This window comes from Acinetobacter sp. 1542444 (assembly GCF_000581835.1).
GTDB lineage: Bacteria > Pseudomonadota > Gammaproteobacteria > Pseudomonadales > Moraxellaceae > Acinetobacter > Acinetobacter pittii.
In genome coordinates, this window is sequence record NZ_JEYA01000003.1 from 281,972 (window position 1) to 304,136 (window position 22,165).

Consider the following 22,165-nt stretch of genomic DNA (forward strand, 5'->3'; position numbering starts at 1 on the left):
TTATCGAAGGGATGATGTAAATCATCCCTTTTTTTATGCGAAAGTATAAGAGGAAAAAAGAAAAAGGAGGAGTAGAGTCACAGGGATTAAGAGAAACAGTACATAACAATATAAAAATGCTGTAGTTATTTATTGAGAGGTTAAGAATGGACACAATGCAAGCGAAATCTACGCTTCCCTCCAAGCTGGTCTGGAGCCTAGTGGCAATAATAGGTGCAATTTCTTTTGGGATGCTGGCACTCAGTCGTGGTGAACATGTCAATGCGGTTTGGCTTGTACTTGCTGCAGCATGTGTATATAGCATCGCATATCGATTTTATAGTCTATTTATTGCAACTAAAGTATTTGAATTAAACCCAAGACGTTTAACCCCAGCACATCGTTTAGCCGATGGTCTGGATTATGTTCCCACCAATAAATATGTGCTTTTCGGTCACCACTTTGCTGCAATTGCAGGAGCGGGGCCATTAGTCGGACCAATTTTGGCTGCACAAATGGGCTTTTTACCAGGAACGATCTGGTTATTGGTCGGTGTGGTTCTGGCGGGTGCGGTACAAGACTTTTTAGTTTTATTTATTTCAACACGTCGAGACGGTCGCTCACTTGGTGAAATGGCAAAACAAGAACTCGGTTCTTTTGCCGGTATTGTGGTCATGCTTGGTGCGCTTGGGGTAATGATTATTATCCTTGCGGTACTGGCATTAGTTGTGGTGAAAGCACTTGCACATAGTCCTTGGGGTGTTTTCAGTATTGCAGCGACGATTCCAATTGCATTGTTTATGGGCGTTTACATGCGTTTTATTCGCCCGGGACGTATTGCCGAAGTTTCTATTATCGGCTTCGTTTTAATGATGCTTGCCATTGTTTATGGTGGACAGGTTGCAGCAGATCCCTACTGGGGTGAATTTTTCACTTTAACAGGAACACAGCTGACATGGTGCTTAATCATTTATGGATTTATCGCATCAGTTTTACCAGTCTGGTTATTGTTAGCACCACGTGATTATCTATCAACCTTCCTTAAAATTGGTGTCATTCTCGGCTTGGCCGTTGGTATTGTGATTGCATTACCTGAATTGAAAATGCCAGCAGTGACTCATTTTATTGACGGTACTGGTCCTGTATTCTCTGGTAGCTTATTTCCATTCCTATTTATTACTATTGCCTGTGGTGCCATTTCTGGTTTCCATGCGCTTGTATCAAGTGGTACCACACCAAAACTTGTTGATAACGAAGCTGACATTCGTGTGATTGGTTATGGCGGCATGCTCATGGAATCTTTCGTCGGTATTATGGCGATGATCTGTGCAACTGTCTTAGACCCGGGTGTGTACTTTGCAATTAATGCGCCTGCGGCTGTACTCGGTACAACTGTAGAATCTGCGGCAGAAGCTGTGCGTAATTTAGGCTTTGTAGTTACGCCTGAAATGCTAACCGTGTTGGCTCAAGAAGTAGGTGAAAGCTCGATTCTTTCACGTACAGGTGGTGCGCCTACCTTTGCGATTGGTATGGCACATATCATTTCGGAAATTTTTAACAGCCGCCAAATGATGGCGTTCTGGTACCACTTTGCGATTTTATTCGAAGCATTATTCATTTTAACTGCTGTCGATGCGGGTACTCGTGCTTGTCGTTTCATGGTGCAAGACACTGTGGGTATTGTTATTCCTGCGGTTAAATCTTCAAGCTCATTCTTTGGTAATTTGCTAGGTACTGCTGTTGCGGTAGGTGGATGGGGCTTCTTCGTCTATCAAGGTGTGATTGATCCATTAGGTGGTGTCAATTCACTCTGGCCTTTATTTGGTGTGGGTAACCAGATGTTGGCTTCAATGGCACTCATTTTGGGTACAGTTATTCTGTTTAAAATGAAAAAAGAAAAATATGTATGGGTAACGATTTTCCCAACAATTTTCTTGTTCATTACCTGTATGACTGCGGGCTGGCAAAAGATTTTCCACGAAAATCCAAAGATTGGTTTCTTGGCACAAGCGAATAGATTTTCAGATGCGATTGCGCGTGGTGAAATTCTTAAACCAGCAAAAACACTTGAAGAAATGCAGACGATTGTGATGTCGAATCAAATCAACGCTGCACTTTGTGGCTTCTTCATGATCGTTGCGATTGTGATGGTGATTGCTGCAATTGGTATTGTGCGCCGTGCGTTAGCAAGCCCAACACCAACTGCTCATGAAGCACCAGCTGTATATGCTGATCCGAAAGTGGTAACCCCACGAGGAGAGTAATGATGAATTTTAAATTTGCAAAAAATGGAACTGTCATTATTGCGAAAATCATCAAAATGACAGTGCTCTCGCAAAAAGAGCTATTACTTTCTCCAAAGAACTGGTCGCGCATTGCAACCTTGTGGCAGCGTTTGCAGCAAAGCTTTCGACTGATGGTTGGGGTTCCAGACTACCAAACTTATCTGGAGCACATGAAAGCTCATCATCCTGATTTAACCCCAATGGATGCGACGACTTTCTACCGTCATTGTGTTGATTCGAGATATCCATCTGCAGGTGGTAATTTAAAGAAATGCCCTTGTTAAGTTGAGATTAATATTCAGCTAAAGAAACGGTATGTGGTTAAACCATGTACCGTTTTTCTTTTTTGGAAAATGAAAAAGAGTTTGCTTAAAGTCTGCTCATTTGTATTTTTTTCGATGGCAAATCACTTGTTTTGCTTTTGAAAAATGAATATTATGCTTTCCATTCTAGGTGTATAGCTCAGTTGGTTAGAGCGCTACGTTGACATCGTAGAGGTCTCCAGTTCGAGTCTGGATATACCTACCAAGATTTAAAGTCATATAAACTCGAATAGCTTATATGATTGAAAAAGCCCTAAACTATCATGGTTTAGGGCTTTTTTATAATCTTATGTAATAGATATGGCATTTGTGTTTTCATTAATTGATTAATCAACTATTAAATAACACTCCAGCAAACTGATTTAAAAGTAGGATAATTTTTTTTCATTAAAATAGATTACTTTGTTTTTTTATTTGTAAATAACTAAAATTAAATGTTTTTAACTTGAAAAAAAATAAGTTACCCTTATAACAATTAATAACATAAACCTTGAGAATAATTACCATGTATTACAAATGGGATAAAACACGTGCTGAAGATCACATTGATAGCCTAAGTGCTGCTGTAGAAGAGGTTACAATTAAGGTTTATACCAAAGAAAAAAGCTTATCAAAGATAAAAGTCAACGAAGCTTATGAAATGAATGCAGTACATATGTATGTGGATATTCTCAATTTACAGGGGTTATTAACTACTGTAAATGGTACTGAGTCATCTACAACACATAAACGGGCAATACGTTTTTTTGATTCACATGTTCGAGCTATCAAATTTATATTAGATCGGACAGATAGTTTATTTGTAGATTTTCATAATCAAAGATTGCATGCAGTTATTGCTAAGCCTTATGGTGTGGAATCGGAGAGGGCTCGGGTTGAAAAGGCTATAGCTATAGCGGATTTAATTATTGAATCAGTTAATCAAAAGCGAGAAATTAATGGTGATGAAGCCATCGAACCTGCAGAAATTCGTATTGGTATAGATTCAGGGATATCTTTAGCCGTTAATAATGGTCGTAAAAGTAATAAAGAGCCTTTATTTCTAGGAGATCCTGCAAATCATGCAGCAAAACATGCCTGTGGTGAAAAAATAGGTATTTATCTTACTAATAATGCAAGAGATATCATTGGGCTCACTGAGGCTGCTGATTCTAAAAAAGTAAAATTAAAATCTGATGAAATACAAACATGTAAAGATGCCGCAGATTTAGACTTAACTTCTGATGACGTCATGAAAGAACTTGAAAACCATGACAAAAAATTAAGTGATTTCAGTTTTAGTAGAACTACACCACCTCTTAAAGATCTAGAGTTTGATGATTTGTATTATAAATCAGCAAAACATCAGCAAATTGTTTCTATTTATGCAGATATAGATGGATTTACAAATTTCGTAAGTACCAATATGGATTCGAATGAAAGTAAAGCGAATATTGTAAGAGCACTGCACGTTTTAAGATCAGAAATGGATGATTCATTAAGTCGTGACTATAAAGGTCGCCGTGTACGTTTTATTGGAGATTGTTTACATGGTTTAATTTGCGAAGGTTCACATAAAGACACGGATTCTAATAAATCAGTGGATGTTGCTACTGAGGCTGTTGCTGGTATTAGAAGTAGCTTTAACATGTGTCTAGAAAAATTAAAAGAATCTTTCGATATTGATGGTCTAAATAACTTGGGATTAGCAATTGGATATGAGATTGGTGATGTATCTTTAACAAGAATTGGAAAGCGTGATAACACTTCCCGATATGCTATTGGTATATCTACTATTGAATCTGAAGAAGCTCAAAAAGTTTGTAAGGGTAATGCTACAAAAATCGGGGATGAAGCTTTCAAGCATCTTAGTGAGAAATACGATGCACTATTTTCAAATCAAATTGCAAAGGATTTAACTTTTGCTTCTATTAAGAAAGCTGAACAAGATTCAGAAGATAAAGGAAAAGTTAAGAAACACAGCCTGTATGAGACTACCCCTCATGTTAAGACTGAATTAAAAGCACATGCTAAAAATTGATGATTTAGTTGCTTATCTTCATAAGAAAGGAACTTTTGTTGAGCAGATTAATAAACATGTAATTTGTTTTGAACAGAAATTTTATTTAGATGATGGTTGTTCTCAGAATGTAAAGTTAGAAGTTCATTCGATCGAAGGTAAGCTACAAGTAAAAGCTGCTAATAATAGGTTTCCAAGTTTTTGTCCCACCAGACACATAAATTATGGTGGTTTCTTTTGTCTTGGATTAGATTCTGATATTGCAAAATTATCAATAAAGCAGTGGATAGTCATAGTTCAAGAATTTTTAGTAGCTCAACATGAATGTGAAATTAGTAAAAAATGGCCTACTAAACAATGGGCTCACGGTGATGGAGCAATTTTTCAAAGTAAGGTCGAAGAACATTATTTAGCTTTTGAAAAGAACTTATTAGGTATAACACTTGATAATTTACAGGTAAAAGAAATTGGTATTAAAAAAGAAATTTTATACCACATTTACTTTGAGGGAAATTTGATTCTAGTTGGCAATAAAGAAAAGGTTTTGAATAAAAGATATTCTTGTATTTGTGATGCTTACAGTTTAAAAAAACATCGCAGTATAGGAAAGTGCTCTTCTAAGTGCGCCCAAATAATTTATACAGTAGCTATAAACGACTTTTTGAGAGCTAAAGCAGAGCGAGAATTTTGGGACAGTTTTATTTCATCAGGAAAGGTGGAGTGCTGTAATAGTATGAAAGATTGTGAGTTAAATTGTCTTTTAGGGGGATGTAATGTCGATTCATGAACGCTATGTTAGAGATTCTGTTTTAGCAATTTCAGAATTAAGAAAGCATAAATATGTTGAATATGATGATGCTATAGCTGCTGAATTATTTAATATAGGGTCACTTATTGAATTTAAACAGGGTTCAATTCTAATTGAGCAAGGTGCTACTGATCAGTTTATTTATTTAATTTTGTCTGGTTCAGCTCAAATTATAATTAATGGGAACGAACTTTCTTATTTAAGGTCTGAAACTGATGCTGTGGGGGAAATGACGATTCTTAACCCTAGTGCTCCTAGATTAGCAACAATTAAAGCGCACACAGATATGTCTGTTTTACGTATAGATTATTTGGAATTTAAAAAAATTCTAGATAGCCATACTAAAATGTATATTGCATTGTTACGTGATATTACATTTAAAATAAAACAGCGTAATCAACATGTTAGAGAAGTCAATAAAATACCTAAATTGTTTATCATTAGTAGCGTAGAATCCCTACCTGTTGCAGAAAGTATATTGTGCAATTTGGAACATGTAGAAGTAGAAGTACAATTATGGTCAGATACGAATAGATTTGATGCTGGATCTAATGTTTTAAATGTTTTAGAAGAGCATGTTAAAAAATCTGATTTTTCATTAGCGATATTTAGCGATGATGATGATGTTATTAGTAGAGGTGATTCCTTAAAAGCACCTAGAGATAATGTAGTATTAGAATTAGGAATGTTTCTTGGTAGACTAGGCAAAGAAAGAGCTTTTTATGTTTTACCAAAAAATGTCAATGTTAAAGTACCAACAGATTTTAATGGTATAACACCACTCAAATATAGTAGAAATGCTTTAGGTGAAATTGATACAAGAATTCTGGTAACTGGATTAAAAGCAAAATTTTCCCAACTAGGTGTAATGAAAAATATCTAGGTATAAAAATTTATTCTATAATTATATATCTAACATAAATAAGTATTCTTATTTTAAATTAGATATACCTATCAAGGTTTAAAGTCACATAAACTCGAATAACTTTATATGACTTGAAAAAGTCCTAAACTATAATGGTTTGGGGCTTTTTTATTGGTTTGTGTAAAAAGGTTCGAAATATAGTGAAAAATATAATCTTATAAATTTAATAATGCATTCCTAATTCATAAATCCCACATACCCTCAAAAACCCCACCTTTATAAACTCCTCTTTAACAATAACTATCTCATTATTTATCCTTACTTTTTAATGATCTAATTTAAAGCAAATGTCATTTTGTGTGCTTGACTGCTAAAGGGCAGAGCACTATGCTTTGCCTGCTGGCCACATTGCCAGCCGGCTTTGACAGGCTGAATATTATCTCCCGCATCAGAGTTATTTCTTCTGAGGAATAGTCTTGTGTGGTAGCTACTCGTCCCTTTCCCGTAGCGGTAGGACGGGAGAGGGACACCCTCGGGTGTGCTAGTTTGAGATAATACTAGTCTGTCAACCTTCTTCCGTTCTGCCACCATAATTCTATAAATGTCTGGCAGAACTCCCAATAAAAAGGAGTTGGCTTTGCACATTCATTATTTCTTGGCAGCCTTTGCCAAAAGCTATAACGACACAACTTAAAAATTTAAAGCAGCTTGATGACCTTTAGGGTTTTCAGGCTTTAAGTCATTACGGCTCAAAAACTTGCATTAACTATAAAACTTGAGATGTGCCAAGCACAGTCTTTATGGCTTTGCTATGCCTTTTTTTCTCCCAAAAAAGTATCTCGTTTAGAAACAACAAGAATTTATAACGGTAAAAATATGCGAAATTTAGTTCTCTCAACACGTGCGATCCAAATCATTAATACATCGATTCATTTGTTTCACCATCACGGATTTCACACAGTGGGCATCGACCGAATCGTGAAAGAGTCTCACACTCCAAAAGCAACTTTTTATAACTACTTTCATTCTAAAGAGCGATTTATTGAAATCTGTTTGATCGTGCAAAAAGAACGCTTAAAAGAAAAAGTAGTCTCAATTGTTGAGTACGATCAAAGTACAAACGTGAAGGATAAACTTAAGAAACTTTATGTCTTACACACCGATTTGGAGGGGCTTTACTATCTATTATTTAAAGCAATTTTTGAAACCAAACTGACCTATCCAAAAGCCTATATCACCGCAGTGAGGTATAGAACGTGGCTCATCAATGAAATTTATAGCCAGCTTAGAACACTTAAAAATGATGCGACTTTTCAGGATGCCAAATTATTTTTATATATGATTGAAGGCGCAATCATTCAGCTTTTAAGCTCGGATGCGGCAATCGAGAAAGAAAAAGTGCTGGATTGTTTTTTGGCGGGGTTGGTTTAATGCAACTTTTATCTATCAAAAAAACAACTTGTTTATTAAACATGACTCATATAATAAATGGGAACACAACAAGCATCTCTATAGCTTGATCTAGGAGGTCGTTATTTGAAGTTATTTATTATTATATTCATAGTAATTTTTTCTAGTATTGGACTCATTTGTTTAATCGCGCTACTTAGAAATTTAAAAAATTATTCACCATCTGGTGAGCATGATCATTCATCTGCTTCAACACATCATTTTCACGATAATAGCCCGAGTCATCATCATAGCTCTAGTTACTCAAATGACTGTTCATCATCATCTTCAGATTCAGGAGGATGTGATGGCGGTGGTGGGGGAGATTAAAAAAAGCCCTTTTATGCAAAGGGCTTTTTTATGATTTAAGGTAAATCGAACCAGATAAATTGACTGTCTTCAGTTGCGTGAATTGTCGCTTTATCTTCAAAAACTAAAGCATCGCCTGCTTTAACTTCTTGATCACCAATGCGAACTACACCTGAAATCACGTGCACATAGTTCACTTTTTTAACCGTATCAACAGTTAACTCATGTCCTTTTTCCAATACGGCAGATTTTACTTCTGCATTTTGGCGAATATGCATTGGTGCATTTGCATCAGGCCCTGCAATTAAATGCCATTTGTTTGGATCTTTACGCGGGTCAAGATTAATTTGCTGGTAATTTGGCTCTGCATCTCTTTCATCAGGAATAATCCAGATTTGTAGTAAATGTACAGGCGTATCAGTGTTGTTGATTTCACTGTGGGCAACACCTGTGCCGGCACTCATAAGTTGCCATTCACCTGCTTTAATCTGGCCTTCATTTCCCATCGTGTCGCGATGTGAAATTGCACCATCTAGCACACAAGTTAAGATTTCCATGTTGTCATGGGAGTGCGTACCAAAACCATTATGCGCATCAATCTGGTCGTCATTAATTACACGTAGAGCGCTTACACCCATATATTTAGGGTCGTACCAACTACCAAATGAAAAGCTATGATAAGACTCTAACCAGCCTGCTTTTACATGACCTCGATCTTCACTACGATGTAGATAAGCATTCATGATCTAATCTCCCAAATTTTTATTTATCTCTTGAGAAATATAGTAATGTTCTATGTGGGGCTAAAAAATAGGTTAACTGCAACATGTCGTTGCATAATTGATATGGTCGTATAGTTTTATATTTATAGATGTATGTTGACCCATAAAAAAACCTGCACAAAGCAGGTTTTATTCAAATGATTGCTGATCTTAATTCGCTAGATCAAGGTCATCATATTCATTCAACGTCTTACCTTGCTGAATATGTTTTTGATAATGTTGAGCACGGAGTATGTCTAGTTCTGAACTTGATACGCCATCTCTCCAATAGCCAGCAATACGCACGTCATTTTTATTAAACTGTTTGTCTTCTAGAAAAAACTGGCGTAAAGCTCTGGCTTCTTTGCGTTCGCATGCCGCCCAAATCGTAATATTTTCATAAGTTTTTAGCGAAAATGCTGCTTTTAAAAGAAGACCTTTTTGTGGCGTGTGATGTTCTTTATGGAACGAATGAATTTTGACGTAGTCATGACGGGGTAATTGGGTAGCAATATCTTTTTCAAAACTTTCAATAAAAATATCAGCACTTACGCCATTTTCCCATTCATTCAATATTGAATATAACGCAGGTACAGCCGTATCGTCGGCAAACATGACCACATGTTTTTTATGTATGAAATTGGGAATGAAATGAGGGCGGGGGCCAATAAGCCCGATTTTTGTACCCACTTGAGCCGAATTAAGCCATTCCATTGCTGGGCTTAAATCTTCATGTTTAACAAAATCAATTTCGATTTGAGCGTTTACAGGATTGAAAGAACGGACCGTATAGACGCGTGAGATGGGTTGACCCTCTGGCGGATTGCTCACAATTAAACGAATTGCTAAATTGGGAGCTTGCCAAAGCTCTGGCTGTAAAGTGTTGATTTTTCCTTGAATTCTTACAATGGACGGATACGGCGTATGGATGGAGACGATGGTCATCTCAAGTTGTTCCATATCTTGTAAATGGTCTTTTTCTTTTAGTAAGTCGCCATATTCTTGTTTCGATTTTTCTGCAATTTTTGTCATACATATAACCCAAGCTTCATGATTACTATAGAGCGTAATAATTGATATAGATGTAGTCTCTCTATTCATTACGATAACCAAGTTGGCTCCAAATGTAAATAATAATCATTATTAATTGTGGTTTTTAGATCATAAATATAGACCTCTAAAGGATTAGACCTAAGGTTAAAAATTATCTTATTGTTTTGATATTTATCATTTTTCATAAATGGCTTTTAAAGGGGGAAAATTGATATTTCTCTTAATATTAATTGTAAATGATTATCATTTGTATTATTGTGCTGGGATATCTATTATTCGAACAAACAGCGATAAAGACGACATTTTTATAACTTTGTTTTGAATATTAGGTGGGGTGGTATTGCATAAAGAATAGGGTGAGGACCAAGATAAATGCTAAAAGATTTGAGTCAAAATTTAGGGCAAATGAATGATAAAAATAACAACGTAGAAAATTTCTTAAAGCGAATTTATGAAAATATTTTTGATCAAAATTCCAATCGAACAGCACTTATTTTTGAAGACCGTAGCATTAGTTATGCTGAGGTAGGGGCTCAGGTCGCCAAAGTCATGTATGCGCTAAAAAAGCAAGATTTGGCGACAGGGTCTGTGGTTGCAATTTGCTTGAGAAAAAGTCCTGAGCATATTTATACCGCTTTGGCATGTGCGCTTACTGGCATCATTTGGCTACCTGTAGATATGGATTCGCCGCCGTCGAGACTGAACTATTTATTGACAAATAGTCGGGCAGATGTTGTGGTGAGTGACTCATCCATTGCAGGTGTTCAAAACCTAAATATTAACGAAATTTTATCGGCTACAACTGAGTTTGAACCGAGCTTTAACGCCGAAATTAACCGACTTCCAGCATATTATTTATATACTTCGGGAAGTACAGGAACTCCGAAATGTGTGGTCTTAAATAACCAAGCCACTGAAAACACGCTACAACAGACGATCTCGGAATGGCGAATTACTGCGGATGATGTGATTATGGCGGTAACACCGTTTCATCATGATATGTCGGTATTTGATGTTTTTGCTTCAATGGCAGTGGGCGCAACTTTGGTGGTGCCATCCTTTGAGCAAAGTAAAAATGCTGTTGTCTGGGCCAATTTAGTAGATCGCTACAAGGTTACGCTTTGGAGCAGTGTGCCTGCTATTGTCGATATGCTGTTCAGTGTAGCTCAAAAAGAACAATTACAGTCTTTGCGTTTAATTGCCCAAGGCGGCGACTATATCAAACCTTCACTTATAGCAAAGTTAAGAGAACAATTGCCTAACGCTCGTTTATTTTCATTAGGTGGACCTACCGAAACCACAATTTGGAGTATATGGCATGAAATAAATGAGCAAGATCAGGAAATTATTCCGTATGGAAAAGCTTTAGAAAATAACCGTTATTATATTTTGGATGAAAATCTAAAACCTTGCCAAATGGGCGAGGTCGGTACGATGTATATGACCGGCCTGAATTTATCAAATGGTTATTTACTTGATGGGGAGATTTATTATAAAGATTTCGTTGAAATTCAAGTGAGTGAAAATGAAACTCAAACTGCTTTTCGCATGAGTGATCAAGGATATTTTAGGGAAGATGGAAATATTATTTTTGCTGGACGTGAGGAAGGTTATTTAAAGATAAAAGGCGTGAGAATCTCTGCGGCCGAGGTTGAAAATGCTTTAACGAAGAATCCGTATATTCATCACTGTGTAGTGGTAAGTTGTGTACATCCAACGACTGAAACTCAAGAGTTAGTCGCCGTTTATAGCCTAGAAAATAAATACAAAACTACTCGCTTAAATAGCCCAGAATTAAAGAACTTTTTAAAAGTGCATTTGCCGAGTTCACATATTCCTTCGAAATATTTGGCCGTCGAAACCATACCTCTGACCCGAAATGGAAAAATTGATCGTAAAGCTGTGCAAGAAATCGCTCAGGGGAAAATTTATGTATCTTCTACGTTGTCTACAAATTCCACTAAAACACTGTCATCAGTCGCTGGGGTGGGAGATTCGGTCTTATCGGTTTTCCGTGAATGCATCGCTGACAGCCAAGCTGAAAGAATGGATATTTTTTATAGAAGTGAAATATTAGCGATAGGCATTCGTCCGAAACAACTCATGAGTATTGCTCAGAAACTTTCTCAAAAGCTCAATACAGAAATTGATTTTTATACACTCATTAGCTGCAAAACAATTCAGGATGTGGTGAATAAAGTAGAGCAGCAAATAAAATAGAAAAATTGAAATGTGCTTAAAAGCAGAGTCGAGATGTTTGCTTTTAAGCACATGGTGGGTTTTAGGGCAACTAGATTTGAGCTAAGGTTGCCTTAATTTTTTCACAGATACTTTGCACTGTTGCTGTCGGGAAGCGGTGGGCTTGATACGTAATGATCATGCTTAACTGATGTTGTCCATCAATCACATTTTCCATAATTTCAAAATGTAATCCGAACATCGATTCATCACGTTCTGGCAAGATCTGACGATAAGGAAGATCTTGTCCCTGAGGTGTTTTGAGCGCGCCGTTTAAAGCGTTATTTGAATGGATATGAATAAACACATCAAATAACAGTCCTTCATCGGCGCTCATTCCTAATGCATTTTGAATATGGTTGATTGGAATATCTGCATAGGCCATCGAGGTATTAATCATTGTGCTGATATTGTGGAGCAATGATTGGAATGAATCTGAAGGGCTAAACTGTGTGCGATGCGCAACCATGGTCGTAAAATAACCCACCGTATCAAAAAACTCAGGATCAGTTCGTCCAGAAGCAGAAGTACCAATCACAATATCTCTTAAATCGCCTTGTTGCTGTAACGCATTGGCGATAGCAGTATAGAGAACTGCGAAAATAGAAGAGCTGTGTTGTCTCGAAAATGCGAGGAGCTTTTCATACATTTCTGGTGCAAATTTAAGTTCGAGCCATTGGACTGGAGGTTTTTCCTTTTCAGCATTTAATTCATGTTCTGAAACAGGGAGACTTAGACCTTTGGTTGCTCCTGTTAGCAGGTTAGTCCAATAATTTAGATGGTCTTGGTTGATGCCTTGCTTTTGCTGGAGTAAAGAAAAATCAAGAATAGATTGGGCAGGTGCCTTCCAGTTTGGAGCTTGAGCATTTGAGCGAGCAAGATAAGCATGCGCAAGGTCAGCCATAATGGTATTTAAAGACCATTCATCAATTACCATGTGGTGAACTAAAAACGATAGAGTTTGGCGACCTTTAGCATTTCGAATTAAGCGAATTCTTAAGGGAAGTTCGCGAGTTAAATCAAATTTATATGAAGCTTCACTTGCAAGCGTTGCATCGTGACTTTCGGCACTGTTCCAAAACCATTTGAATTGTTTAACTTCAGACGTAGGAACAACCTGCTGATAGGTTTGACCATTGGCGCTATTAAAAATTGTGCGTAAACCTGCATGGCGCTCAACAATATCTGTAAAGGCTTGAAAGAAAATATCTTCATTAATTTCTTCAAGGAATTCTACGGCAAATGGCAAGTTATAAATTGGGCTAAAATCGAACGCAGAATAAGCTTGCCACAGGAAATCTTGAGCTAAAGTAAGCGGGGCTTTATCGACACTTTGTAAGGTGGATTTTTCAGTTTTTGCAGATTTAACGAAAGCATATTGGGCTAAATCAGCAGCAGATGGAGATTTAAAGAAATCATTAAATTGAATCTCAATTCCATGTTTATTAAGTAGATTTCCAATAATTCGTGTTGCTAATAGTGAATGGCCGCCAAAATCAAAAAAGTCATCATGTTGGCTCATTTCGGGTTCAGCGAGAGTATTTCGGAACTCTTCTAAAATAATTTCTGAAACATAAGTTTGGTTAGGTTGTTCTGGCGCTTTTGCGAAACTTGTATCTAGATGATGTGAGATATCAATTTCCGTCAGTACCAATGGCATATTATTGGGTGAATATTGTTGATAACGATTTTGTATGGCCTGAATGAAATCTGACTTTTGATAGCTTTCATCAAGAATAGGATGGAGCGCTAAAATAAGAAAATAGTCTTGTTCAGTTTCTACGAGACTTGTAAAAAAAGGGGGATGAAATTCTGCATTCCATGATTGCGCTTTTAAGGTAGCTACCTGCTCAAATACTTGTTCTGTATTGCTCTTTTTTAATTCTAGGCAAGCTGAATGATCATCAAATGGATATTTGTATAAATCGCCTTCGTCACTAAATTTATAACGGACATTTAAGTCAGGTGTATTTTTAATAATGTCTTGAATTGCTTTAATCAGCAGTTGAATATCTAAACCTTGATTAACTTTCCACAGATTAAAACGTCGATTAACTTGTTCAGGCTGCTGTAATTGCAACATCCAGATATGTTCTTCGTAATCAGTAACCGAAAGGAGAGAGGGCGATTTGGAAAATTGTTCCAACATAAATGAATCCTGGTTTATCAAATGGCTATTTTCATCAATTTTTATTTCGCAAATTTTTTACATTAGATTAAATTTCATATAATTCATAATGTTATAGATTTGCTTGTTTGCAAAAATTGACCTTTTTCTAATGAGTTGATGTCCACATGAACTGTACTGATGTAACAGTAGGGTTACATTTTACCTTTAAACATACTATAATTGATTCTCATTTACATCAAGATTATTATTTGCAAGAAGATGATGCCAATTGAGAATGACGAATTTTTAAAATAGAAAATAAATAATAAGTAATTGATTAATATTTATTTAATTCGAAATTGGTTCGGCAAAAATAATTTAAAGATGAAAAAAACGATCCTCAGAATAGGGCTGTGATTGTGACTATTCAAAAGGAACTTATTTTGTTGTCTCGATAAAATTGAGGAATTTTCATGAGAATATTCAATCATGAAAGGTTAATAAGCCCATCAAATCTTGAACAAATTTTCCCTCGCTTTGTTTGGATGGGACTAAATTTGCAATTTGTATCGGCTTTATTACGCTCAAGTGGGGCACGCCACTGATGCGATTCGGCTTATTTTTTATTTTTATCCTTTTATGTATTTGCTCGTTATTGCTCGGGGCTGAGCCAATACAGTGGTCTAACTTATTTTCTTTTTCTCATGAGAGTTGGCTCACTCTTACAGCCAGCCGTATCCCTCGTTTAATCACTATTGTGCTTACCGGTATCGGGTTGGCGGTATGTGGTGTCATCTTGCAGCATATTGTGCGTAACAAGTTTGTTGAACCGGAAACTTCGGGCGGTTTAGATGCTGCCAAACTGGGAATTTTAGTGTCGTTAACTTTAGTTCCGGTAACCAGCACGCTGAGTAAGATGATATTTGCGATCATTTTTTGTTTTATTGCCAGCTTAATTTATATCGCAATTATCCGTCGGATCCGTTTTAGAAATACGGTTTTAGTACCGGTTATTGGTTTGATGTACGGCAGTGTACTGAGTGCCTTAGCTGAGTTTTATGCCTATCGCTTTAATATTTTACAAAGTATGCAAGGGTGGCTTTTAGGAGATTTTTCAAAAATTGTCCAAGGTCACTATGAAGTTATTTACATTATTTTTCCGATTGTTGTCCTGACTTATCTTTTCGCACATCGCTTTACCGTGATTGGTATGGGTGAAGAGATGGCTTCTAGCTTAGGGCTCAGTTATGCAGCTATAGCCGCGATTGGTTTAATACTGGTTGCTATTACAGTTTCGACCACAGTAATTACGGTTGGTGCTATTCCTTTTGTCGGGCTCGTAGTTCCCAATTTGGTCGCACTGAAATACGGAGAAAACTTAGCTAAAACCTTGCCCATTGTGGCTTTAGGTGGGGCGTCTCTATTACTGATTTGCGACATTCTTGGTCGCTCGATTATTTATCCATTTGAAGTGCCAATCGGACTTACCGCAGGTGGTGTGGGGGGAATTATTTTCCTCATCCTCATTTTGAGGGAGTTCAGATAATGCGTATTACAAAGCTATGGATGATTTATCTGATTGTCATCTGCCTAGCAATAAGTTTTTTATTTTTAAACTCAGGACTAGATTTTGATTACGTCATTCCTAATCGACTTCTGCGTCTTGCCACGATTGTGATAGCCGGTATTTGTGTCGCTTTTTCCTCGATTGTTTTTCAGACACTGGTCGGTAATCGTATTTTGACCCCTTCCATTATGGGCTATGAAGCGATTTATCTCTTATGGCAAGTTTTGTTGTTGTTTTTTTGGGGAACGCATGGATTAAACCAGTTAGGGGTAAACGGTAATTTCTTTATCTCAATCGTTTTAATGCTGCTTTATTCGTGGGTAATCCATAAGTGGTTATTGCCATATGGCAGAAATGATGTCTTTCTCCTGTTGCTTTTAGGATTAGTCCTTACGATGGTCGTCGGGACGGTTACTCAATTTATTCAACTCAAAATTAACCCTGGTGAATTTTCTGTTTTCCAAGGCCTTAGCTATGCTTCGTTTAATCGCTCTCAACCAGAAACTTTATTTTATGCCAGCCTAGCCGTAGTCATTGTTCTATTCCTCGGTAGAAAAGCACTCCCTGTTCTGGATGTTCTCGTTTTAGGACGTGAGCAAGCCATTTCATTAGGCATTCATCATCACCGCTATGTCAGCTTCTATTTAGCCCTGATCGCTATTTTGGTTGCGGTATCTACCAGTCTGATTGGCCCGACAGTATTTATGGGCGTATTCATTGCCAATATTACTTATGCACTAGCAAGAAGTTATAAGCATAAATTAACGCTGCCCATGGGTTGTGCCATCACGATTGCCATATTTATTGCTGCTCAAATTTTAGTTGAGCACGTTTTTAATTACAAAACGACCGTCAGCATTTTGGTCAATCTCGTATGTGGCATTTATTTCCTTGCGCTGACGGTTCGTACCCGAGGTGTTGCATGATTCATGTCAAGAATATCAATAAGTCATATGGAAATAAGCCAGTACTGACTGACGTAAATGTTGAATTTCCTACAGGTCAGGTGACGTCACTCATTGGTCCAAATGGAGCTGGAAAATCGACTTTGCTCATGATGATGGCACGTTTAATTGAACCAGATAAAGGCGAGATTTTTCTTAATCATCAAAATATTGCGGATATTAAAACCGCTGTTTACGCCAAGCATGTCGCGACTTTACGGCAAGCACCTGGCTTTAATTTGCGCTTAACCGTCGAAGAGCTGGTGTCATTTGGACGCTTTCCCTATAGCCGTGGTGTTTTAACCGAGCAAGATCGTCAGGTGGTTGATGAGGCGATTGAGTTTCTTTCTTTAGAACCACTGCGCAAATCTTACATAGATGAAATTAGTGGTGGTCAAAGGCAAATGGCCTTTTTGGCGATGACGATCGCACAGCAAACAGACGTACTTTTGTTAGATGAACCCTTAAATAACCTTGATATGAAACATGCCGTTCAAATTATGCGCGCACTCAGGCGCTTATGTGATGAACAAGGGCGCACTGTGATTTTAGTTATTCATGACATCAATTTTGCCACGAATTATTCGGATCATATTGTCGCGCTGAAGAACGGCAAGCTTCATTTCAGTGGGTTAACCGAACAAGTGATTACAGAGGCGCAATTAAATGATCTGTACGAGCTTGATTTTGAAATTACATACAGTGAGCGTGGCTGTATGTGTAATTACTTCAACTCATCTGGAGCTTGAATACATATGAACTGGAAGAAAAAGTATGGGGGAGTAGCCCTCATCATAGCGGCAGCTGTCACTCTACAAGCATGTGATCAAAAAGTTGCAGATACCACTCAAGCTTCTCAGAAGCTAGCAGAACCGATTACGGTGAAACATGCGCTTGGGACTACGGTGATAGATCATTTACCGCAACGCGTTGCCGTACTTGATATGAATGAAGCTGACTTTTTAGATCAACTGAATGTCCCGATTATGGGAATGCCAAAAGATTATGTTCCACACTTTTTGGAAAAATATAAAAAAGATGCGCAAATTCAGGATTTGGGTGCAATTGTACAGCCCAATATGGAACGGATATATACATTAAAGCCAGACCTGATTTTGATGACGCCATTACACGTTAATCAGTATCAGGAACTGTCAAAAATTGCCCCGACCATTCACTACGATATTAACTTCAACAATAGTGAGAGTAATCATATTGGTCTGGTTAAAGACCATATGATGACCTTAGGAAAAATATTTAATAAAGAAGATTTAGCCCGCCAGAAAGTTTCTGAACTCGATGAACAGGTGAAGCAAGTACAAGCCGTAACGACCAATCGCCCAGAAAGAGCGTTAGTCGTTCTTCATAACAATGGGGCATTTAGTAATTTTGGTATTCAGTCACGCTATGGCTTTATTTTTAATGCTTTTGGGGTAAAGCCTGCAAGTGGTGTGATGGATACAAGTCTACATGGGCAACCTATTTCGAGTGAATTCATCAAAAAAGCGGACCCAGATATTCTCTATATCGTGGACCGAACTGCTGTGATGGAACATCGCTCAAACATTAATGCTGCCAGTGTTGAAAATCCATTATTACGTCAAACCAAAGCGTGGAAAAACGGTCGTGTCATTTTTGTCGATGCCGATGCGTGGTACACCACGGCTGCAAGCCCAACCTCACTCAAAATAGTGATGGAAGACGTGAAAAAAGGCTATCAATAAATTTTTACGCACATCACTTAATCAAATTTTACAGCATAAATTTTCACTATTTTGCTATGAATTTTAAGCAGATAGTCAATAAAAAATGAAACACAACATTAAAGGTCTTTCAATGAACAACGTTAGCGATAACCGTAATTTTAAAAGTGGGAATGATCAAAGAATTAATCAGCGTTCTTTTGTATTAAATGGTATTGCATCTGCACAAATGGCCCTTCGATTAGGCTATGCATTAGGCACTGTATTTGTACTATGTGCATCAAATACCTATGCTGCTGTTATTGATAATTCAACAAAAACTCTAGAACAACAACAAGCTGCTCAAACAAATGTAGCAGCTTTACCAGCAATTACCGTAAAAGCTGAACAAGATGATACTTATGCGGGAGGGCAGGTTTCGTCGAAAAGCTCAGTTGGCTTTTTAGGTAATAAAACCGTTATGGAAACCCCGTTTAATACCATTGCGTATACGGATACATATATCGCCGATAAACAGGCAAAAGATATAACAAGTGTGATTGCGAAAACAGATCCATCCGTGTTCACCAATGCGGCAAGTGGTGGCTGGAGTGAAAACTATTATATTCGTGGCTTTGAGTCGAGCCCGAGTGATATGTCTATGAATGGATTGTTTGGTATAACCCCTTATTATCGAACTTCACCTGAAATGTTTGAAAAAATAAATGTACTTAAAGGTCCTTCTGCATTACTCAATGGAATGCCGCCAACAGGTTCCATTGGTGGGACAGTTGACCTCACTACCAAACGTGCAACGGATGAACCATTAACACGTTTGACTACGACATATATGTCTGACTCTCAGTTTGGTGGGCATTTAGATCTTGGGCGACGATTTGGTGCTGACAAAGAATTCGGTGTGCGAGCAAATGCGGTATATCGGGATGGCTCTGGACCAGTAGAAAAACAGGATTTGAAAACTGAGTTATTTTCATTAGGAATGGATTGGCATGGTGATCGTGCACGTGTTTCGACAGATCTTTACACATCTAAAGATCGAGTGGATGGCGTAACACGAGGCATCAACCTCGGAAAAAATATAGCGATTCCGAAACCACCTAAACCTGAGACTTTACTCAATCCAGATTGGTCTTTTGTGGACATTAAAGACAAGGGCGCCATGATACGCGGTGAATATGATCTGACCAATAACGTGATGGGGTACGCAACCTATGGACAAAGTAAAACAGAATATAAATATAATGGTGCGATGTCAGCAACAGTTTTAGATAACAATGGAACCCTCCAAACAAATATTGGTCAACTGGCATTTAATGTTGAAAAAAAGTCGGCAGATGTAGGGCTGAAAGGAAAATTTAATACCGGAGCAGTAGGACATCAATGGGTAGTCAATGCGACATATTACAAACATAATCAAGATGATTATGGGGTAAGAAATGTGGCAGGAGCTGAATGGACGACTAATCTTTATGATCCAATTTGGGGGAAAGCTGTCCCTTTTAATGCACCCCTAATATCTAATTCTGAATTGCAATTAAATAGTTACGGTTTGGCAGATACCCTATCTTTTATTGAAGATCGCTTACAGTTAACTTTAGGTGTGCGTTATCAAGAGGTAGAAAGTAGTAATTTATTTGTACCGACATCGACTTTGACTAAATATAAAAAGAATGCAACGACACCAGGCGCCGCAATTCTATTTAAAGCGACAGATAAAGTTTCGATTTATGCAAACTATATCGAGGGCTTAACCAAAGGTGATGCCGCCCCCCTTACTGCGGCAAACTATCCAACAATATTTGCACCTTACAAAACAAAGCAAACAGAATTTGGGGTGAAGTTTGATCAAGGTACATTTGCGCATACCTTGTCATTGTTTGAAATCAAAAAACCAAGTGCTTACACTGATTTAGTAACTAATATATATACGTCTGGGGGAGAGCAACGTAATCGAGGGATTGAATGGAGTTTCTTTGGCTCACCAATTGAAAATGTACGTTTGATGGGCGGTGCATCTTATATTGAACCTGAAGTGACTAAAACAGCCATCCAAAGCAATGAAGGAAATATGGCCGTAGGTGTCCCTAAAACACAAGGGAAATTAGGTGTTGAATGGGATAGTGAAGTTGCACAAGGCGTTTTAACTTTATCTAGCAATGCAACCGCAGTTTCGAAACAGTATATCGATCAAGAAAATACATTGCATATTCCTGGTCGTACGCTGATCGATGTCGGTGCACGATATAAAACTTCAATCTCAAATCATCCTATTACTTTTAGAGCAGACATCAATAACTTGACGAATAAAGCCTATTGGGGAATGCCTAAACTATCGAATTTGGCTTTAGGTGCACCAAGAACATATATGCTATCTGTATCATATGACTTTTAATTTGTTGTAATCTTCAACCGAATAAAAAACCCGCAATCGCGGGTTTTTTATGATATTCATATTTTATTCTGGTAAACCATAGTGCTGGAAAGAAGACTGTTTAGGAATTCGATAAGCATTACGCCCCAGTAATTGATTAATAATCACTGAGTTTCGGGTTGCTCCGATCCCTAAGTCTGGAGAACCTACACCTTGCTGAAAAATCTCGGCATTTTGAATGAAAATTCGACCTTGTCCCTTATCACAACGTAGAGCAGTAAAGTCTTCTTGAACAATACAATCATTTTTATCATCAACCGCTAAAATAGAACCTTTCATATTTTGGAACCATTCAGGCCAATCATGAACATAGCCTGTAGCTGCGACAAGGGCATCAGTTTCTAATTCGCAACGTTGATCGAGTTGGGTGTGCAAACAGGTTAAACGCAGAGAACCCGATTCAAGTTGTTCAACCGATTCAACTTCACAGCTTGTGTATAGGCTTAAACCGGATTTCTCACCGCCCACTGAACGTTCATAAAGCACATCATATATATCGCCAATGGTTGAGAAGCTAATTCCTTTATAGATCAGGCCCTGACTAGCAGCAATATCACGACGTTTATCTCTAGGCAGGCTTTGGAAATATTGCATATATGCAGGGGTAAAGCACTCTTGTCCAAGTTTAGAATATTCCATTGGGTGAAAGCCGGCAGAACGTGTGATCCAACGAATAGATGCACCTGCTTTTACTTGTTCTGGTGTAAGTGAATTAAATAAAGCAAGTACACATTCTGCTGCACTCTGGCCCGAGCCAATAACCGTGACCTGTTTACACTGTTTGAGTTGTTCCTGAATTTTTGCAAACTCCGCAGAATGTTTTACTAAAGGGTGCTTGCATGTTTCTAGCCATGTAGGAATTCGAGGTTTAGTCCCAATACCAATTGCCAGATTTTGGCTTATATATTTTTGTTTTTCACCCGAGGCTGATTCACTTTCTATAATAAATTTATCGAGTTTGGCGTCATATTCAACATGGCTTACGTTTTCTCCAAATCGACAATCAGGTAATTGTTTTGAAGCCCAACGGCAATAATGGTCGTATTCACGGCGTGGAATTAAAAAACTATCGTAATAATAAAACTGATGTAAGCGATCATGTTGATGTAAATAATTAATATAGCCTAAGGGATGGCAAGGATTGGCCATAGTAACCAAGTCGGCAAAGAAAGGGACTTGTAATGTCGTGCCTTGCAATAGTAATCCTTCATGCCATCGAAATTCTGGTTTGCGTTCTAAAAATACACTTTTGATTTCGGGATGATGAGACAAAAGAGCAGCTAAACCTAAGTTGAATGGCCCAATACCAATTCCGGTAATATCTATTTTTTTCATGTTTAT

General features: G+C 37.6%; 17 protein-coding genes and 1 tRNA gene. 14 read left to right on the forward strand and 4 right to left on the reverse strand.

Going from position 1 to position 22,165, the window contains the following annotated elements; genetic code table 11:
• The first annotated feature begins 146 nt into the window (after window positions 1-146).
• From J580_RS13470 to J580_RS23935, 8 genes are all read left to right on the forward strand, one after another.
• Window positions 147-2,243: a carbon starvation CstA family protein gene (locus tag J580_RS13470; protein WP_005068001.1), complete on the forward strand. Its 2,097-nt coding sequence runs from the start codon at window positions 147-149 to the stop codon at window positions 2,241-2,243.
• Window positions 2,243-2,548 carry a YbdD/YjiX family protein gene (locus J580_RS13475; protein WP_000980869.1) on the forward strand — a complete coding sequence of 102 codons (306 nt, stop codon included), beginning with the start codon at window positions 2,243-2,245 and terminating at the stop codon, window positions 2,546-2,548. Before J580_RS13470 ends, J580_RS13475 begins: the two co-directional genes overlap by 1 nt.
• A 167-nt stretch (window positions 2,549-2,715) precedes the next feature.
• Window positions 2,716-2,792, forward strand: a tRNA-Val gene (locus tag J580_RS13480).
• Window positions 2,793-3,092: 300 nt separating this feature from the next.
• Entirely contained in the window at window positions 3,093-4,607 is a 1,515-nt protein-coding gene (locus J580_RS13485) for an adenylate/guanylate cyclase domain-containing protein (protein WP_032004505.1), read from the forward strand.
• Window positions 4,594-5,373, forward strand: a complete 780-nt coding sequence (locus tag J580_RS13490; RefSeq protein ID WP_032004506.1) for an E2 domain-associated cysteine-rich protein — start codon at window positions 4,594-4,596, stop codon at window positions 5,371-5,373. Before J580_RS13485 ends, J580_RS13490 begins: the two co-directional genes overlap by 14 nt.
• On the forward strand, window positions 5,360-6,277 hold the full coding sequence (locus J580_RS13495; protein WP_032004507.1) for a TIR domain-containing protein: 918 nt from the start codon (window positions 5,360-5,362) through the stop codon (window positions 6,275-6,277). The genes J580_RS13490 and J580_RS13495 overlap by 14 nt, the downstream gene beginning before the upstream one ends.
• A gap of 858 nt (window positions 6,278-7,135) precedes the next feature.
• A complete protein-coding gene (locus tag J580_RS13500) occupies window positions 7,136-7,690 on the forward strand; it encodes a TetR/AcrR family transcriptional regulator (RefSeq protein ID WP_032004510.1) in 555 nt (184 codons plus the stop codon).
• A gap of 105 nt (window positions 7,691-7,795) precedes the next feature.
• Window positions 7,796-8,038 (forward strand): hypothetical protein, encoded by a 243-nt coding sequence (locus J580_RS23935; RefSeq protein ID WP_079748461.1) that lies wholly within the window; start codon window positions 7,796-7,798, stop codon window positions 8,036-8,038.
• 35 nt (window positions 8,039-8,073) lie between these two features.
• Here the strand turns inward: J580_RS23935 and J580_RS13505 are convergent, their stop codons facing one another.
• Together J580_RS13505 and J580_RS13510 are read right to left on the reverse strand one after the other, a co-directional pair.
• On the reverse strand, window positions 8,074-8,760 hold the full coding sequence (locus J580_RS13505; protein WP_005068005.1) for a pirin family protein: 687 nt from the start codon (window positions 8,758-8,760) through the stop codon (window positions 8,074-8,076).
• A 189-nt stretch (window positions 8,761-8,949) separates the two neighbouring features.
• Window positions 8,950-9,810, reverse strand: coding sequence for a siderophore-interacting protein (locus tag J580_RS13510; RefSeq protein WP_032004513.1), 861 nt, complete (start codon window positions 9,808-9,810; stop codon window positions 8,950-8,952).
• Window positions 9,811-10,203: 393 nt separating this feature from the next.
• Between J580_RS13510 and J580_RS13515 the strand changes: the two genes are divergently transcribed.
• Window positions 10,204-12,051, forward strand: coding sequence for an AMP-binding protein (locus tag J580_RS13515; protein WP_032004515.1), 1,848 nt, complete (start codon window positions 10,204-10,206; stop codon window positions 12,049-12,051).
• A gap of 70 nt (window positions 12,052-12,121) precedes the next feature.
• On the opposite strand, the gene basB is transcribed toward J580_RS13515, so the two are convergent.
• Window positions 12,122-14,152 (reverse strand): acinetobactin non-ribosomal peptide synthetase subunit BasB, encoded by a 2,031-nt coding sequence (basB, locus tag J580_RS13520; RefSeq protein ID WP_081403649.1) that lies wholly within the window; start codon window positions 14,150-14,152, stop codon window positions 12,122-12,124.
• A 631-nt stretch (window positions 14,153-14,783) separates the two neighbouring features.
• Here basB and bauD point away from each other — a divergent pair.
• The 5 genes from bauD (at window position 14,784) to bauA (ending at window position 20,785) form a co-directional block, all read left to right on the forward strand.
• Window positions 14,784-15,725 carry a ferric acinetobactin ABC transporter permease subunit BauD gene (gene bauD, locus J580_RS13525; protein WP_032004518.1) on the forward strand — a complete coding sequence of 314 codons (942 nt, stop codon included), beginning with the start codon at window positions 14,784-14,786 and terminating at the stop codon, window positions 15,723-15,725.
• Window positions 15,725-16,672 (forward strand): ferric acinetobactin ABC transporter permease subunit BauC, encoded by a 948-nt coding sequence (bauC, locus tag J580_RS13530; protein ID WP_032004520.1) that lies wholly within the window; start codon window positions 15,725-15,727, stop codon window positions 16,670-16,672. The genes bauD and bauC overlap by 1 nt, the downstream gene beginning before the upstream one ends.
• On the forward strand, window positions 16,669-17,439 hold the full coding sequence (gene bauE, locus J580_RS13535) for a ferric acinetobactin ABC transporter ATP-binding protein BauE (RefSeq protein ID WP_032004524.1): 771 nt from the start codon (window positions 16,669-16,671) through the stop codon (window positions 17,437-17,439). The genes bauC and bauE overlap by 4 nt, the downstream gene beginning before the upstream one ends.
• Before the next feature lie 6 nt (window positions 17,440-17,445).
• Window positions 17,446-18,414, forward strand: coding sequence for a siderophore-binding periplasmic lipoprotein BauB (bauB, locus tag J580_RS13540; protein WP_032004525.1), 969 nt, complete (start codon window positions 17,446-17,448; stop codon window positions 18,412-18,414).
• A gap of 85 nt (window positions 18,415-18,499) precedes the next feature.
• Entirely contained in the window at window positions 18,500-20,785 is a 2,286-nt protein-coding gene (gene bauA / locus J580_RS13545; protein ID WP_171071980.1) for a TonB-dependent siderophore receptor BauA, read from the forward strand.
• Window positions 20,786-20,848: 63 nt separating this feature from the next.
• On the opposite strand, the gene basC is transcribed toward bauA, so the two are convergent.
• On the reverse strand, window positions 20,849-22,159 hold the full coding sequence (basC, locus tag J580_RS13550; protein WP_032004527.1) for a putative histamine N-monooxygenase: 1,311 nt from the start codon (window positions 22,157-22,159) through the stop codon (window positions 20,849-20,851).
• Between the last annotated feature and the right edge of the window lie 6 nt (window positions 22,160-22,165).